The sequence below is a fragment of the Deinococcus piscis genome (genome assembly GCF_014653275.1).
GTDB classification, from domain to species: Bacteria; Deinococcota; Deinococci; order Deinococcales; family Deinococcaceae; genus Deinococcus; species Deinococcus piscis.
In genome coordinates, this window is the sequence record NZ_BNAL01000046.1 from 1 (window position 1) to 13,167 (window position 13,167).

General features: G+C 66.9%; 17 protein-coding genes. 9 read left to right on the forward strand and 8 right to left on the reverse strand.

Features of this window, described 5'->3' with window-relative positions:
* The first annotated feature begins 212 nt into the window (after nucleotides 1-212).
* Together sdaAB and sdaAA are read left to right on the forward strand one after the other, a co-directional pair.
* Nucleotides 213-881, forward strand: coding sequence for an L-serine ammonia-lyase, iron-sulfur-dependent subunit beta (gene sdaAB / locus IE158_RS12310; protein WP_189644010.1), 669 nt, complete (start codon nucleotides 213-215; stop codon nucleotides 879-881).
* Between the two features lie 78 nt (nucleotides 882-959).
* Nucleotides 960-1,832 carry an L-serine ammonia-lyase, iron-sulfur-dependent, subunit alpha gene (sdaAA, locus tag IE158_RS12315; protein ID WP_189644011.1) on the forward strand — a complete coding sequence of 291 codons (873 nt, stop codon included), beginning with the start codon at nucleotides 960-962 and terminating at the stop codon, nucleotides 1,830-1,832.
* Between the two features lie 3 nt (nucleotides 1,833-1,835).
* Here the strand turns inward: sdaAA and IE158_RS12320 are convergent, their stop codons facing one another.
* The 3 genes from IE158_RS12320 to IE158_RS12330 are packed head-to-tail and all read right to left on the reverse strand — an operon-like array spanning nucleotide 1,836 to nucleotide 4,331.
* Complete coding sequence (locus IE158_RS12320; protein WP_189644012.1) at nucleotides 1,836-2,366, reverse strand: ClbS/DfsB family four-helix bundle protein; 531 nt, start codon at nucleotides 2,364-2,366, stop codon at nucleotides 1,836-1,838.
* Complete coding sequence (locus IE158_RS12325; RefSeq protein WP_189644013.1) at nucleotides 2,366-3,109, reverse strand: alpha/beta fold hydrolase; 744 nt, start codon at nucleotides 3,107-3,109, stop codon at nucleotides 2,366-2,368. Before IE158_RS12325 ends, IE158_RS12320 begins: the two co-directional genes overlap by 1 nt.
* Nucleotides 3,110-3,167: 58 nt before the next feature.
* Nucleotides 3,168-4,331, reverse strand: coding sequence for a CHAD domain-containing protein (locus tag IE158_RS12330; RefSeq protein ID WP_189644014.1), 1,164 nt, complete (start codon nucleotides 4,329-4,331; stop codon nucleotides 3,168-3,170).
* Nucleotides 4,332-4,403: 72 nt separating this feature from the next.
* Here IE158_RS12330 and IE158_RS12335 point away from each other — a divergent pair, with 72 nt between their 5' ends.
* From IE158_RS12335 to IE158_RS12355, 5 genes are read left to right on the forward strand one after another with little or no spacing between them, the layout of a single operon-like run.
* On the forward strand, nucleotides 4,404-5,231 hold the full coding sequence (locus tag IE158_RS12335; RefSeq protein ID WP_189644015.1) for a 50S ribosomal protein L11 methyltransferase: 828 nt from the start codon (nucleotides 4,404-4,406) through the stop codon (nucleotides 5,229-5,231).
* A gap of 7 nt (nucleotides 5,232-5,238) precedes the next feature.
* Nucleotides 5,239-5,949: a 16S rRNA (uracil(1498)-N(3))-methyltransferase gene (locus IE158_RS12340; RefSeq protein WP_189644016.1), complete on the forward strand. Its 711-nt coding sequence runs from the start codon at nucleotides 5,239-5,241 to the stop codon at nucleotides 5,947-5,949.
* 41 nt (nucleotides 5,950-5,990) lie between these two features.
* Nucleotides 5,991-6,419, forward strand: coding sequence for a hypothetical protein (locus IE158_RS12345; RefSeq protein WP_189644017.1), 429 nt, complete (start codon nucleotides 5,991-5,993; stop codon nucleotides 6,417-6,419).
* 21 nt (nucleotides 6,420-6,440) lie between these two features.
* A complete protein-coding gene (locus IE158_RS12350) occupies nucleotides 6,441-6,815 on the forward strand; it encodes a hypothetical protein (protein WP_189644018.1) in 375 nt (124 codons plus the stop codon).
* Entirely contained in the window at nucleotides 6,812-7,210 is a 399-nt protein-coding gene (locus tag IE158_RS12355) for an inorganic pyrophosphatase (RefSeq protein WP_189644019.1), read from the forward strand. The genes IE158_RS12350 and IE158_RS12355 overlap by 4 nt, the downstream gene beginning before the upstream one ends.
* Before the next feature lie 46 nt (nucleotides 7,211-7,256).
* Here IE158_RS12355 and IE158_RS12360 read toward each other — a convergent pair whose 3' ends face one another.
* Nucleotides 7,257-8,249 (reverse strand): SDR family NAD(P)-dependent oxidoreductase, encoded by a 993-nt coding sequence (locus tag IE158_RS12360; protein WP_189644020.1) that lies wholly within the window; start codon nucleotides 8,247-8,249, stop codon nucleotides 7,257-7,259.
* A gap of 101 nt (nucleotides 8,250-8,350) precedes the next feature.
* Between IE158_RS12360 and IE158_RS12365 the strand changes: the two genes are divergently transcribed.
* On the forward strand, nucleotides 8,351-8,698 hold the full coding sequence (locus tag IE158_RS12365; RefSeq protein WP_189644021.1) for a histidine triad nucleotide-binding protein: 348 nt from the start codon (nucleotides 8,351-8,353) through the stop codon (nucleotides 8,696-8,698).
* Complete coding sequence (locus IE158_RS12370) at nucleotides 8,695-9,378, forward strand: HAD family hydrolase (RefSeq protein WP_189644022.1); 684 nt, start codon at nucleotides 8,695-8,697, stop codon at nucleotides 9,376-9,378. Before IE158_RS12365 ends, IE158_RS12370 begins: the two co-directional genes overlap by 4 nt.
* 68 nt (nucleotides 9,379-9,446) lie before the next feature.
* Here IE158_RS12370 and IE158_RS12375 read toward each other — a convergent pair whose 3' ends face one another.
* The 4 genes from IE158_RS12375 to IE158_RS12390 all read right to left on the reverse strand — a co-directional run bounded on the left by IE158_RS12375 (nucleotide 9,447) and on the right by IE158_RS12390 (nucleotide 13,044).
* Nucleotides 9,447-10,415: an NAD(P)H-dependent glycerol-3-phosphate dehydrogenase gene (locus IE158_RS12375; RefSeq protein WP_189644023.1), complete on the reverse strand. Its 969-nt coding sequence runs from the start codon at nucleotides 10,413-10,415 to the stop codon at nucleotides 9,447-9,449.
* Nucleotides 10,412-11,179, reverse strand: a complete 768-nt coding sequence (locus tag IE158_RS12380) for a class I SAM-dependent DNA methyltransferase (protein ID WP_189644024.1) — start codon at nucleotides 11,177-11,179, stop codon at nucleotides 10,412-10,414. The genes IE158_RS12375 and IE158_RS12380 overlap by 4 nt, the downstream gene beginning before the upstream one ends.
* A gap of 84 nt (nucleotides 11,180-11,263) precedes the next feature.
* Nucleotides 11,264-12,691, reverse strand: a complete 1,428-nt coding sequence (locus IE158_RS12385) for an O-antigen ligase family protein (protein WP_189644025.1) — start codon at nucleotides 12,689-12,691, stop codon at nucleotides 11,264-11,266.
* A 128-nt stretch (nucleotides 12,692-12,819) separates the two neighbouring features.
* Complete coding sequence (locus IE158_RS12390; protein WP_189644026.1) at nucleotides 12,820-13,044, reverse strand: hypothetical protein; 225 nt, start codon at nucleotides 13,042-13,044, stop codon at nucleotides 12,820-12,822.
* Between the last annotated feature and the right edge of the window lie 123 nt (nucleotides 13,045-13,167).

The following is a 13,167-nucleotide window of genomic DNA, read 5'->3' on the forward strand; positions in this document are numbered from 1 at the left end:
TTCGTCTTCAGGAGTCAGTTGGGGGTCAAGTCGTCTGATGACTTAGTCTACACCCGGAAGCTACTTAATATATCAGTCCTCTATATTCGCCCCCTACTTATAGTTAGAGCTGGTCCGCTATCCACTCGTTTCAGATAGCCTCGTCCACGCTGGACAGACGCGGCGGCGGCAGACTGCCAGGTTCCGGGCAGCTGCACTCTAGACTGGGCGGCATGACACTCCTCGACATGGTCGGCCCGGTGATGGTCGGCCCCAGCAGCAGCCACACGGCTGGAGCCTGCCGCATTGGGCTGGCCGCGCACCACCTGCTGGGGGAAGCTCCCCGCCACGCCGAGATTGGGCTGCACGCTTCTTTTGCCAAGACGGGGCGCGGGCACGGCACCCACTTTGCGCTGGTGGCCGGGCTGCTTGGATACGCTCCCGACGATCCCCGCCTGCCAGACAGCTTCGGGCATGCCCGCGCTGCGGGGCTGAGCTTCGATTTTGAGCATATTGAGCTCGCCGACGTTCATCCCAACACGGCCCGCATTCGCCTACGTGGTGATTCCAGCAGCATCGAACTCATCGCCAGCTCCACCGGGGGCGGCGTGATTGTGGTGAGCAGCATCAACGGCAGCGCGGTCAGTATCAGCGCGGCTTATCCCACCCTGGTGCTTCAGTACGCGGACCGCCCCGGCATCCTGGCCCGCATCACCACTGCGATTGCCGCTGAAGAAATCAACATCGCCACGCTCAGCTGCACCCGTGACCGGCGCGGCGGCTCGGCGCTGGTGGCGATTGAGATGGACGGCCCCGGCGTGCATCCCGGCGTACTCGAAACCTTTTTGCGCTATCCCAGCATGCAGTGGGTCCAGCTGATGCCCAAGCTGATGGACGGCTAAAGCGCCTGCGCTGAAGATGCAGAGTGCTGAAATCCTCAAAAAATAGAGTTCAGCGGAAGCTGATCTAAGGAGAATCCTATGAATCTAGAAGACATCATGCAGGCCCCTGCGCCAGCGTCTGAGTGGGTGCTGGAGCGCGACTGCGAAGAATCTGGTCTGGAGCCGCAGGCGGTGCGGGAAGAAATGCGCCGCCGTATCACCGAAATGCGCGACTCGGTGGAGCGCGGCCTGAAAAATGACGCCAAGAGCATCACCGGCATGGTGGGCTGGAACGCCAAGGGCCTGTGGGACGCGCCCGACACGCTGAACGCCCCGCTGCTGGTGAGGGTGCAGGCGTATGCGATGGCTGTGAACGAAGAAAATGCCCGCATGGGCCGCATCGTGGCCGCCCCCACCGCTGGCAGCGCAGGCACCGTGCCTGGGGCGCTGCTGGGCGTGGCCGACCACCTCGGCATTGAGGATGACCAGTTGGTGGGGCCGCTGATTCTGGCCGCCGGCATCGGCAAAGCCATCAGCAAAAAGATGTTCATTTCGGGTGCGGCGGGGGGGTGCCAGGCCGAAATCGGGTCCAGCGCTGCAATGGCCGCCGCTGCCGTCACCGAGCTGATGGGCGGCAGTCCCCGCGCCGCCGTCCACGCCGCTGCCTTGGCGCTGACCAACACCATCGGTCTGGTGTGCGACCCGGTGGGTGGCTACGTGGAAGTGCCCTGCGTGAGCCGCAACGCTTTTTACGCGGTGCATGCGGTGAGTGCCGCGCAGCTGGCGCTGGCAAACCTGGAAAGCTTTATTCCGCCCGACGAGGTCGTCACCGCGATGGCCGAAGTGGGCCGCATGATGCCCCCAGCCCTACGCGAAACCGCCGAAGGTGGCCTGGCGCAGACCCCCACGGGCCGGCAAATCATGGAGCGGATGGAAAGCGGCGAAATGGACCCGCTGCCACTGATTCAGTAACGTTCAGAAGGTCACGGGGGCGCGGCCCGCTTGGCTATCCAGCCAGCGCTGCGCCCCCAGCCGGTGCTCCTCGCGGTGGTGTGCCAGGGTGCCGCGCAGCACATCCAGCAGGGTGTAGCCGTCCAGCCAGGCTCTGGGGCGGGTAAGGTCGTCTTCGCTGAGTGCCTGCGCCCGCTCCAGCACTTCCGCAAATCCATGCTCCCAGGCGGCGTGACTCTGCTGCCAGCTCTGTCCTTGGGCGGCGGCCTGAATCCGGGCATTGACCGTGTTCAGGTCTTGCCCGTCAGGATTTTGGCGGCCTGCCCAGGCAGGGTAGGTCAGTCCAGCGCCGTCCGGTGCGGCCCGCAGCCGGGCCAGGGTGACTTCCTGCCAGGCGGTCAGGTGCGCCAGCAACTCGCGCCAGGTCCAGGCGTTCTGCATCCGGGTCTCGGTCAGGTGCAGTCGCTCGGCCTGGGCATTCATGGCCTGCCATGCCTGGAACTCGCGGCGCAGTTCGGCCAGGACGCGGGGTGCCAGGACATGGGGTGCCGTCATTAGCTCAGGAACTCTGCCAGCGCCCGGTTGAATGCCTCGGGCTCGTCCAGGTTGGACAGGTGGCCTGCGCCCTCAATGACCTTCAGCTCACCGCCGCTCAGGTCAGCGTTCTCCTGGGCCTGTTCGGGTGGGGTCAGCGCGTCCTCGCTGCCCACCAATGCCAGCACCTGCACTCCCTGCTCGCCTGCGCGGCGCAGCACGTCGCGGCGGTCAGCACGGGCCGCCATCGCCCGCAGCGCGGCGGCAATGCCCTCGCGGCTGGCCTCGCGGGTCATGCGGGCGGTCTGCTCAGCCGTGCTGGGCTTTTGTTCCTCACGGGCCGTTTCCACCATGAATTCCTGGCCTTCCGCTAGGACCTTCTGTGCCTGCTTTTCGCGGTCTGCTTGCTTGTCTGGGTCGTCGCCGCGTGCGTGCGTGTCGGCCAGCACGGCGCGGGGCACACGCTCAGTCTGGCCGCGCTCTTGCAATAGCGCCAGCACTTCCAGCGCCAGGTAGCCGCCCATGCTGAGGCCTACCAGCGAGAACGGTTCTTCAGGCAGCTGATGGTCCAGCAGCCACTCGGCTGTCTCCTTCAGGCTGTTCATCTCGCCAGATTCACCGCCAAAGCCCGGCAGATGCGGCACAATCACGCGCAGTCCGGCGGCTTCCAGCGCTGTCTTCTGGGCGTCCCACATGCGGGCGTCTAGCGGAAAAGCGTGTAGCAGTACGGCGGTCTGGGGCTTGGCAGTCGGAGTGGAGGTCATGCCCCTAGCCTAAGCGGAGCGCTCCGCCCTACGGATGCGCCCCCACTGAAGTGCAGCTTTAGGAATCACTGCTTGAATCGCTGGTTTTTCGGCGTGAGGTTGCCGGTTTCCTGGGGGCGCTGCGGGCAGCCTTTGGCGTAGCAGCTTTGGTGCCCTTGGCTGAGCTTGTGGTGGCCGTGCGCTTGGCAGTCGCCGGTTTGGTCGCCGCTTTACTGCTGCTGGCCTTGCCTCCAGTCCGCTTGGCCGGAGTCTTGGCGGTAGCGCCCAAGTCTTTGCTGGTGGCTGTGGCTTTGGATGCAGGACGGCGGGCAGTCGTCTTTTTGGCTGCGGCTGTGGCTTTTGCGGCTGGTGCTTTCTTCGTAGATGTGGACCGATCTGCCGCTGCAACTTCTGTGGTTGTGGTGGGCTGGTCTGGCGCTGTCTTGGGCTGTGATTCGCCCTTGAGATGCGCTTTCAGCTGCGGCCACAGCGCACGGGCGGCGGCGCGGGCGTCCACGCGGGCCTGCTCCTCGCGCTGCTGGAGTGCCCTGAGCTGGGCCTTGCCGAAGTGTTGGCCTTCGCTCTGAAGCAAATCCAGCAACACTTCGGCGTCTTGCAGGCGGCCCAGATGCTCCAGCATGTCCCGCACCTCACGCGGGGCTTTGCCGACCAGCTCCAGGGTGTAGCGGTAGCGCTTCATCAGCTTGCGCCAGTCGTGCCAGGCTTCGGAATCGTTTGTGTCGGCGGCTTTCATCAGCGCCTTGCCCTGCCCCAGCAGCGCTTTGCGGTCGGCCTTGAGCGCCCGCTTGGCCCGCTTCTCCCAGTCGGCGGGGAGGTCGTAGCCGCCGGGCATCTGCGCGGGCAGGGGATGGGCGGCCAGCAGCGCGGCGCGGCGACCAGCCCAGGCCGCCTCAAAGCGCTTAAGTGCGGTTGGACTGGCCTTCATCTCTGCCAAGGCGGCCCGCAGGTGCTCACCGGCGGCGTCGTGGTCGCGGATGGGCGCGGCGGCCCGGCGCAGGTCGCGCCACTCACGGCGTACCCGCTTGCTCAGGTCGCTCACTTTGGCCTCGGCTCCGGCGCGGCGGGTCAGCTTGCGGACCTCGTGGACCGCTTTGGGCGAGGCGGCCTGGAAGTCGGGCCAGTACTCGGCCAACTGCTGGCGCAGGTCGCTGGGCTGGGCCTGGCTCCGGGTGGGGGTCTGCGCCCCGCGCTTGTTCGGGTCAGCCTTGGAGGTCTTGGGCATCTTGCACCGCAGGCTAGCAGTCACCGCCAGAAAATGTGTCAGCCCACGGAAGCGGGCGCTAGACTGGTTCCTATGCTGGTGTACGCCCTGCCCGGAACCCTGGAAACCCGTGAAGCCGACCTTGACCTGCTGTGGGAGGCCGGCGCGACTGGCCTGGAGGAGCGGGGGGACCAAATCCGCGCTTACTTTGATGAGCGGCTGGATCTCAGCGGCCCGCTGGCCGGCGGCGAGTGGCTGGAAGAAGCGGAGCAAGACTGGCAGGCCGCCTTCAAGCGCGATATTCGCCCTGTTCCGGCGGGCCGCATCACCATTGCCCCGCCCTGGCTGGCAGACGAAGTGCCCGCTGGGCAAGTGCCGCTGATTATTGAGCCTGGCATGGCCTTCGGGACCGGGCATCACGCCACCACCCGGCTGGCTGTAGAAGCCCTCAGCGCCCTGGACCTGAGCGGGAAAACTGTGCTGGACGTGGGCACCGGCAGCGGCGTGCTGGCGATGGCCGCCGCCAAGCTGGGCGCGGCGCTGGCCTACGGGGTGGATATTGACCCGCAGACCATCCCCGTGGCCCGTGAAAATGCCGCCCAGAACGGCCTGAGTGCTCCACAGGCCCAGTTCGACGAAGGCACGCTGGGCCAGGGCCAGTTCACGGCCCCGGCCAGTCACGCGGTGCTGGCCGCGCAAGGCTACGACGTGCTGGTCGCCAACCTCTTTGCCGAGTTGCACGACCTGCTGGCTGCGACCTATCTGGAACACCTGCGCCCCGGCGGTGAGCTGATTCTGACCGGGATTCTGGAAGAGCGGCTGGCCCTGGTGCTGGCTGCGCTGGAGCGCGAAGGGGTGCAGAACGTGCAGGTCCAGCAAGACGGTGAGTGGGCGCTGGTCACTGGACAGAAGGCAGGCTGAGCCGCAGATGCGCCTGACCCGCGTGCGTGTGCCGGAGCTGCCCGCTGACCTGGACTCCGGGCCGGAAGTGGTCCTGACTGGCAGTGAAGTGAGACACCTGAGTGTGATGCGCCTGGAAACTGGCGACCCGCTCCTGGTCTTCGATGGCCGGGGCCGTGAAGCCCGCGCCGAAGTGGTCGCGCTGGATGGCCTGCGGGCCACCCTGCGGCTGGTCGAAGAACTGCCCGGCACGCCCGAAACGCCACAGCCGGTCACGCTGGCGGTGGCGCTGCTCAAGGGTGACAAGCTCTCGGATGTGGTGCGGGCGGCCACCGAGCTGGGTGCTGCCCGCATTCAGTTGCTGGTCACACAGCACGCCGATGTGCGCGACATCGGCGCGAACAAGCTGGGCCGACTGAGCCGCATTGCCGCCGAGGCGAGCAAGCAGTCGCGCCGCGCCGTGACCCCCGCAGTGCTGCCCCCCATTCCGCTGGCCGCGCTGACCTGGGAGGGGCAGGCATACGTAGCGCACCCCTATGTCCATGACCTGCTGGCCGAGCAGCTGCACTGGGACAGCCCGGTCACCCTGATCACCGGCCCTGAAGGCGGCTTTTCCGAAGCGGAGATGGAAGCGTTGCTGGCCCGTGGTGCGCGTGGTGTGGTGCTTGGCCCGCGTATCCTGCGCGCCGAGACGGCTCCGGTGGCGCTGCTGGGGGCCATTGTGGCAACTGGGGTTTAGGCTCTCATCACTCTCTGAACTGGTGGGCGCAGGCTCAGCACATGAAACAAGCCTTTGTTGGCTTTGGCCTCATGCTGCTGCCGCTGCCTGCACAGGCCCAGTCGGCCCAGAGCCGCCCCCAAGACACCGTGATTCGGTACTACAACGCTCTGGCCGCCCGTGATTACCGCGCAGCTTACGCCCTTTGGAGCGAGGGCGGTCAGGCCAGCGGGCAGACGTTCGTGGCATTCAAAGCAGGATTCGCACAGACCCGCTCTACTTATGTGTGGGTTACTGGCCTGGCGCAGATTGAGGGAGCCGCCGGGTCGCTCTACGCCACCGTGCCAGTCAGGGTCAAAGCCCAGCTGAATGACGGACGCTGGCAATCCTTTGCCGGAAGTTATGTGCTGCGCAAAAACAATACTGGCACGGGCGATCCCCAGACCTGGAACTGGCATCTCTACCGGGGAATGCTCCGGCCCTCCTCATAAGCTGCCCGCTACACTGCCTCTATGCGCCCGACCCGCCTGTTGCCGCTGCTGTTGCTGCTCCCGTTGCTGGGTGGCTGCCGCTACAACTACGTGCCGCTGATTCCCCCGGTGGCCGAGGTCAACCTGCCCCCGCGCATCTTCGGGGCCGAAATCCGGCGTGAGGGCGAAGAGCTGGTGCTGACCGCGCAGGTGCGGGGCCGCTTCCAGGCGGACTACCTGAACGTGACCTGGTTCAATGGCGCAGCGCAGCTGGCGCAGGACTCGGTATATCTGGATGCAGGGCAGCGGGAAGCGACTTTCCGCTTGGAGGCTCCGGAGAAGGGCGCTTACCGCGCCGCCCTGGGCCTGGGCGACGACGTGATGCGGCTGGCAGAGTTCTACGAGGTGCAGCCTTGAAGCTGTATACCGGCGTGGTGGAGTGGCGGCGCGGTGAAACCGAGCGCTGGGTGTGGCGCGGCTCAGGCGATACAGGAGAGCTGGTGCCCTACCGCACCGAACCCTGGCCCGCGCCGGTCAACTACGGCTGCCTGCCTGACCTCCACAATCCCGCCGACAGCGCCGAGGTGGACGCCGTGTGGCTGGGCGAAGCGCTGGCGGTGGGCACCCGGCTGACCGACACGCCCAGTGGCCTGCTGTGGCTGGCCGACGGCGACCACAAGGTGGTCTTCGGTGCAGATGAGCGCGGGCAGGCCGACCTGCTGGCCTGGTTCCCGCCAGAGCGCGGTGCCCGGTTGCTGGGGTCAGAAGCCGCCCTGAAATGGTTGGAGAAGCTGGACGTAGGGGGAAAATAGGCAAAAAGCCAAAGTTGAACGGGCTTTCCGCCTTCTGGCCCAACCGCTACTCCTGATTGAATTCCTGCTCCGCTGCTCGCTTGATCGGGTTGCTGCGGGTCAGGTCGCTTTCGGCCTGTGCGCCGAGCCGGACTTCTGCGCTGCCGGTCGGGCCAGGAAGGAAGCGGTTGGTCAGGGCCATCACGTCGGCCACCAGCTGTGGGGCCAGCGCCTGGGCGTAGCGGGCCACAGTGGCGGGCAGACCGATCATGGCTTCAGCGTCGCCGCGCACCAGCGCATTCACCATGCCCTGCGCGGCGGCGGGAGCGGGCATGGAAATCAGTGGCAGGTTGTCGATGGTGGCGAACCAGGCGTATTCCTTTGCGTGCTGGCCCTTGATGACCGCGTGCTTGGGGCTGCCGGTCTGCATCAGGCCAGGGCACACGGTGGTCACACCGATGCCGTCCAGCGCCAGCTCAGAGCGCAGGGCTGCGCCCAGGCCCACCGCCGCGAACTTGCTCATGGAGTAGGGTCCCAGGTGCGGCACCGCCACTTTGCCCCCGATAGAGGTGACGAGCAGCACCCGCCCGCTCGCCGCTTTCAGGTGCGGGTAGGCGGCGCGGACCAGACGCAGCGCGGCGAAGGCGTTGATTTCCATGATCTCGCGCCAGTCCTCTTCGGTCATGTCCTGGATGGGCCCGGTCTGAATCATGCCCGCGCTGTGAACGATGACGTCCAGCGTGCCGTGCGCTGTGACAGCGGCCTGCACCGCCCGCTCCACGTCTTCTGCCTGGGTCAGGTCGGCAGCCACCGTCGCCACCTCAGCGCCTTGCCTGCGCAGCTCGGCAGCGGCAGCGTCCAGGTCGGCAGCGGTGCGGGCGGTCAGGGTCAGCCGGGCCCCCCGCGCCGCGAACTCACGGGCCAGCGCCAGGCCCAGCCCGCGTGATCCGCCCGTGATCAGCACGCTTTTGCCGCTCAGGTCATAGCGTGGCGTGAGGGTTCGGCGGGCGGCCAGGGCCGCCGCAGCCCCGGCAAGCAGCAATCGTTTGGGAACTCGCATACCGTCACTATGGGCCGTGGAAGGGCTAGGCAGTAGGGCAGAGGTCTTAATGCGGGGTTGGCGGGCAGTCCTGGCCCCGGCAGGCTGGCTACACTGGGAGCATGACCCAAGGCCGTGACCCCAGCATCTTCGAGCGCATCATCGCCCGCGAGATTCCCGCCGACATCGTGTACGAGGACGACGACTTTATCGCCATCCGCGACATTGCGCCCAAGGCTCCCCTTCACCTGCTGGTGATTCCCAAGGTCTGGACGCCGCGCATTGACACCATCGCGGACCCAGAGGAGATGGGCCGACTGTGGCTGAAAGCGTCCGAAGTGGCACGTCAGCACGCCCAGGATTACCGCCTGGTGGTGAATGCGGGCAAGGGCGCGGGCATGATGGTCGAGCACACCCACATTCACATCCTGGCGGGCTGGGAGAACGGCCCCGAAAGCGATGTGCTGTGACCCTCAGCGACTTTGCCGGTGTCATCTTTGATTTTGATGGCGTGCTGATTGACTCCGAAGGCATCGCCTACGACGCCTGGGTGGGCGCGATGGGGGAGGCCGGAGAGCGCATTGGCCGCCAGGCACTGATGGACGCGGGCAACGGCCTGACCAACGCCATGCTGCTGGCCTGGCTGCGTGAACATCACGGTTGGGAGCCGCAGCCCGGCTTCACCGAGGACCTCAACCGCCGTTTCGTGCAGGCGTTTGGCCCCGGCGCGGTCATTCCGGGTGCTGCCGAGACCCTGCGCCGCCTCCGCGCTGCCGGTGTACCGCTGGCCCTGGCGACCAACAGCGGCCAGGAAGAAATGGTGTTCAAGCTGGGCGAGGTGGGCCTGAGCGACACGTTCGGAGCACACGCTTACAACCCCTCACACGTGGGGGGCCGCGCCAAGCCGGAGCCGGACCTGTACCGCCACGCCGCGCAGGCGCTGGGCCTGGACCCGGCTCAGTGCCTGGTGATCGAAGACAGTCTGGTGGGCGTGCGTGCCGCCGTGGCCGCGGGCTGCCGGGTGTGGGGCATCACCGTCACGCATCACGACCCCGCGCTGGCCGCTCAGCTGCTGGAGGCCGAAGCCGAGCGCACCGTGACGGACCACGCCGAGTTGCAAGCGGCGCTGGGGCTAGAGGTTGATGGTTGATGGAGGAAGGCAAGAAGTTGCCCTCTCCATCAGCCGCGCCAGCGGCGGAACCATCCCCCATGACCCTGCTACGCCTCCGCTTTGGCCTCGCGGTCCATCAGTGCGCCCACGGCCTGCTGCGCTGTCCACTCGCCCGCCGCCACCCGCGACACGGCGTGGATGATGGGCAGCTCGGTGCCGTGTTGCTTGCCCCAGTCGTGTAGCAGCCGGGCGGTCCGCAGGCCCTCTACGACCTTACCGCCCTGCTCCGGCTGCTCGCCCAGGGCCAGCGCCTCACCTGCCGCCCGGTTGCGCGAGTGCCGACTGCTTGCGGTAGCCATCAGGTCGCCCAGGCCGCTCAGGCCGTACAGGGTGCCCGGTTGCGCTCCGGCCCAGGCGAGGTAGTGGGCCATTTCGGGCAGGCCCCGCGTGAGCAGCGAGGCTTTGGCGTTGTCGCCCAGGCGCAGGCCGTCCACCATCCCGGCAGCTACGGCCAGCACATTTTTCAGCACGCCGCCCAGCTCCACGCCGGTGGGGTCGCCCGACGTATAGGGGCGCAGGCTGGCCGACTGAAGCAAAGTCTGAACGCGGGCGGCCAGTGCGGGGTCGTCGCTGGCAATCACGGTGGCTGCGGGTAGCCCCCGCCCGATTTCCTCGGCGTGGTTGGGGCCGCTCAGCACGGCCAGCCGCGTGAAACCCTGCGCCCGCGCCAGGTCGCTCAGGCGTTCGCCGCCCGGCCCCAGCCCCTTGGCACACAGCACCAGCGGCAGCTCTGGCGGCAGCTCGGCCAGCAGGTCCGGCACGCCTACGCTGGGCGTGACCACCAGGGCCAGCTCGGCTCCGGCCACCGCTTCGTCCAGGCTGGACGTGATGTGCAGTCCGGCAGGCAGCGAGACTCCCGGCAGATAGGGCACATTTTCCCGCGCTGACCGCAGTTCCTGTGCCGCCGCCTCTCGCCTGGCCCACAGGACCACTTCACTCCGCCCGGCCCGCAGCAGCGCCAGCGCCAGCGCGGTGCCCCAGCCACCTGCGCCCAGTACGGCGACTTTGGGCGTCATGCTTCCTCACCTTTCCAGGCAAACACCCAGATGCGCGGCGTGTCCCCGTCCGGCACGGCGTAGTCGGGATACTCCGTGATGTCCCAGCGGGCAAATCCAGCCGCCCGCAGCAGGGGTTCCACCTCGCCCGCGTCGTAGCCGCGCTCACGGTGAATCTCTATAAACTCTTCCACCTCGCCGCCGTCACGCACCACCCGGCACAGCGCCTGCACCACGCCCAATTCCTCGGCGCTGTCGAAGGTGTGCGACCAGTGGTAATGCACTTCGCTGCCGTCCGGCGCTGGGGCCACGCCTTCCATCACGTCGCCGTCCCACAGTTCGCGCACGCCCAGGCGGGTGTTCAGGTCGCAGGCCAGCAGCCCGCCGGGGCGCAGGTGCTTGGCCGCATGCGCGAAGGCTTGCCCCAGTTCCTCCGTGCTCAGCAGGTTGTTCAGGCTGTCGAACACGCATGTAATCAGGTCAAATTGCTCCCCCAGCTCGAAGGTCCGCAGGTCGCCCTGCACCAGCGGCGTGCCCTGGGGCAGCCGGGCGCGGGCCTTGTCCAGCATCTCGCCTGAGCCGTCCAGCCCGGTCACGTCCCAGCCCGCCTTCAGCAGTTCGCGGGTCAGGCCGCCGGTTCCGCAGGCGAGGTCCAGCGCCCGCCCGCTGCTCAGGCCCTGGTCGCGGGCGTAGGTCAGGATGAAGTCGGCCCAGTGGTCGTACTCCACATCGTCCATCATGGTGTCGTATACGGCGGCCAGAGCAGTGAAGGGGGGGTGCTGCATGAGAGACAGTCTAGAGGGTGATGGGTGATGGTTCCGCCCCTGCGCGGCTGATGGATGATGCCGGGTTTTTCTCTCCATCAACCATCATCTATCAACCATCAGCCCCTTGGCCCGGTCCGCGCTCCGCAGGCCCAGGGCCAGAATCGCCAGGGCCAGCGGCGTGACCGACGGATTCAGGAACCAGCCCATCAGGTAGCCGCCGTAGCCCAACCAGGCCAGCAGCGCGAACAGCGCCAGCTCGGTGCGGGCGCGCAGCAGCTCGCGGGCCATCAGTCCCAGCAGCGGCAGCAAAAACAGCAGCGCCGTAAAGCCGTTGCTGTACAGCTCTTCAATCAGGTAATTGTGCGGCTTGACCATCAGCAGGGTCGTTTCGCGGGGCGGGCCGCTGCCGTCTGCGCGGCGGGCCACCACGGCCACGCCGCTGATGTCCACCTGCTCATCCGGCTCCGCCTTGATGATGCGGCGCAGCATGGGTTCGCGCTCCTGCTCGGTCAGGTGGCCGTAGAAGTTGTTGTGAAAGGTCTCGTAGCCCCAGCCGGTCAGTGGGCGCTCGGCGGCGCTGCGCAGCCCAGAGGTGAAAATCAGCAGTCGCTCGGAGGTGGTCTGCCCGGTGGCCTCGGCAGTGAACTGATTCTGCTGCTGGCCCCCAGCCACGCTCCCTGCGCTCTGAAGCTGGGCGTTCAGCCCCACCAGCGCCGAAGTAACCGGAGCCGGGAGCAGGGCGCAGGCCAGCAGCAGCAAGGCCGCCGGGACGCTGCGCCGCACGGTCAGGCCTGCCATCAGCACCATCATTCCCGAAAAGACCAGCGCTGCGAGGTTGCCCTGCGTGGACGCCACCCCCAGCAGCAGCAGCGCCAGCGTGAGCAGCAGCGCGGCCCAGCGCCGCCCCCAGGCCAACACCAGTGCCAGGGGTGTCAGCAGCGGCCACAGCCCCGAAATCCACCCGGAGTTGCCCACGCTCAGGATGGGAAAGGCGGTCACTCGGAAATCGCCCTGCACCGCCCCCAGCCAGGCGTTGCCCAGCCAGGGCCGCAGTCCCAGGAACTCGGCGGTGGACCAGAGGCTGGTCAGTGCCAGAAAGCCCAGCAGCAGTGCCCAGGGCTGCCGCTCCGTGTCGCCTTTGGGCCGGTGCAGCATTAGCAGCAGCAGCAGCCAGTACATGGCGTTGGTCAGCAGGCCGCCGCGCCAGCCCGGCCAGCCGATGAACGTGGTGCCCGGCTGCGACGACAGCAGCGTGTTGGTCATGGTCATCCAGGCGACGTACCCCAGCGCCAGCCACAGCACCGGGCGCGGCGCACTGAACTGGAAGCGGGCGCGGTTCAGTCCGATGTAGGCCGCCGTAAGCAGCGTCACCGCACCCAGCACGAACAGCTTGCCGGTCTGAAAGTAGCCTTCGCTGGTTGCGCCCGGCACCACCGTCAGGAAGGCCAGCAGGCCCACTGCCAGCCAGTAGGCATCGGTGCCGACGAAGTCGCGGAGGGGCTGCAAGCGGGCACGGAGAGAAGGGGGCATGGCGGCCCTAGTTATAGGGCACAGCGGGTGAGGATAGGACAAAGTTGGCTACGTCGTCCATCATAGTGTTGTAGGGCGTCGTGTCACTTGCACAAAGAAACCAGCCCGGTGGGGGCTGGCTGCAACCGTCACAGCAAAGGCCGGGGGGTTGCTGGTGGTGACATGGTATGCGTCACCGCAGCAGGGTTTATGTGGTAAGTCTTGCTCCCACGAATGTCGCCCACAGTGATCTGATAGCTAGAATCCGAAGGCGCGGCCACCTGCACCACGCTCATATTTGGGTCGGCGCACTGCACCGCCACGCCGTCGTATCCAATCAATTGAGAACGGTCAGCGTAGGTCTTGAAATCCACCTGGTTGGTCGCCTGAGCAGTCTGGATGCTCTTGGCGCAGGCTTGAGCCGCAGTGTCATAAGTAGCTTCCGGGTGTAGACTAAGTCATCAGACGACTTGACCCCCAACTGACTCCTGAAGACG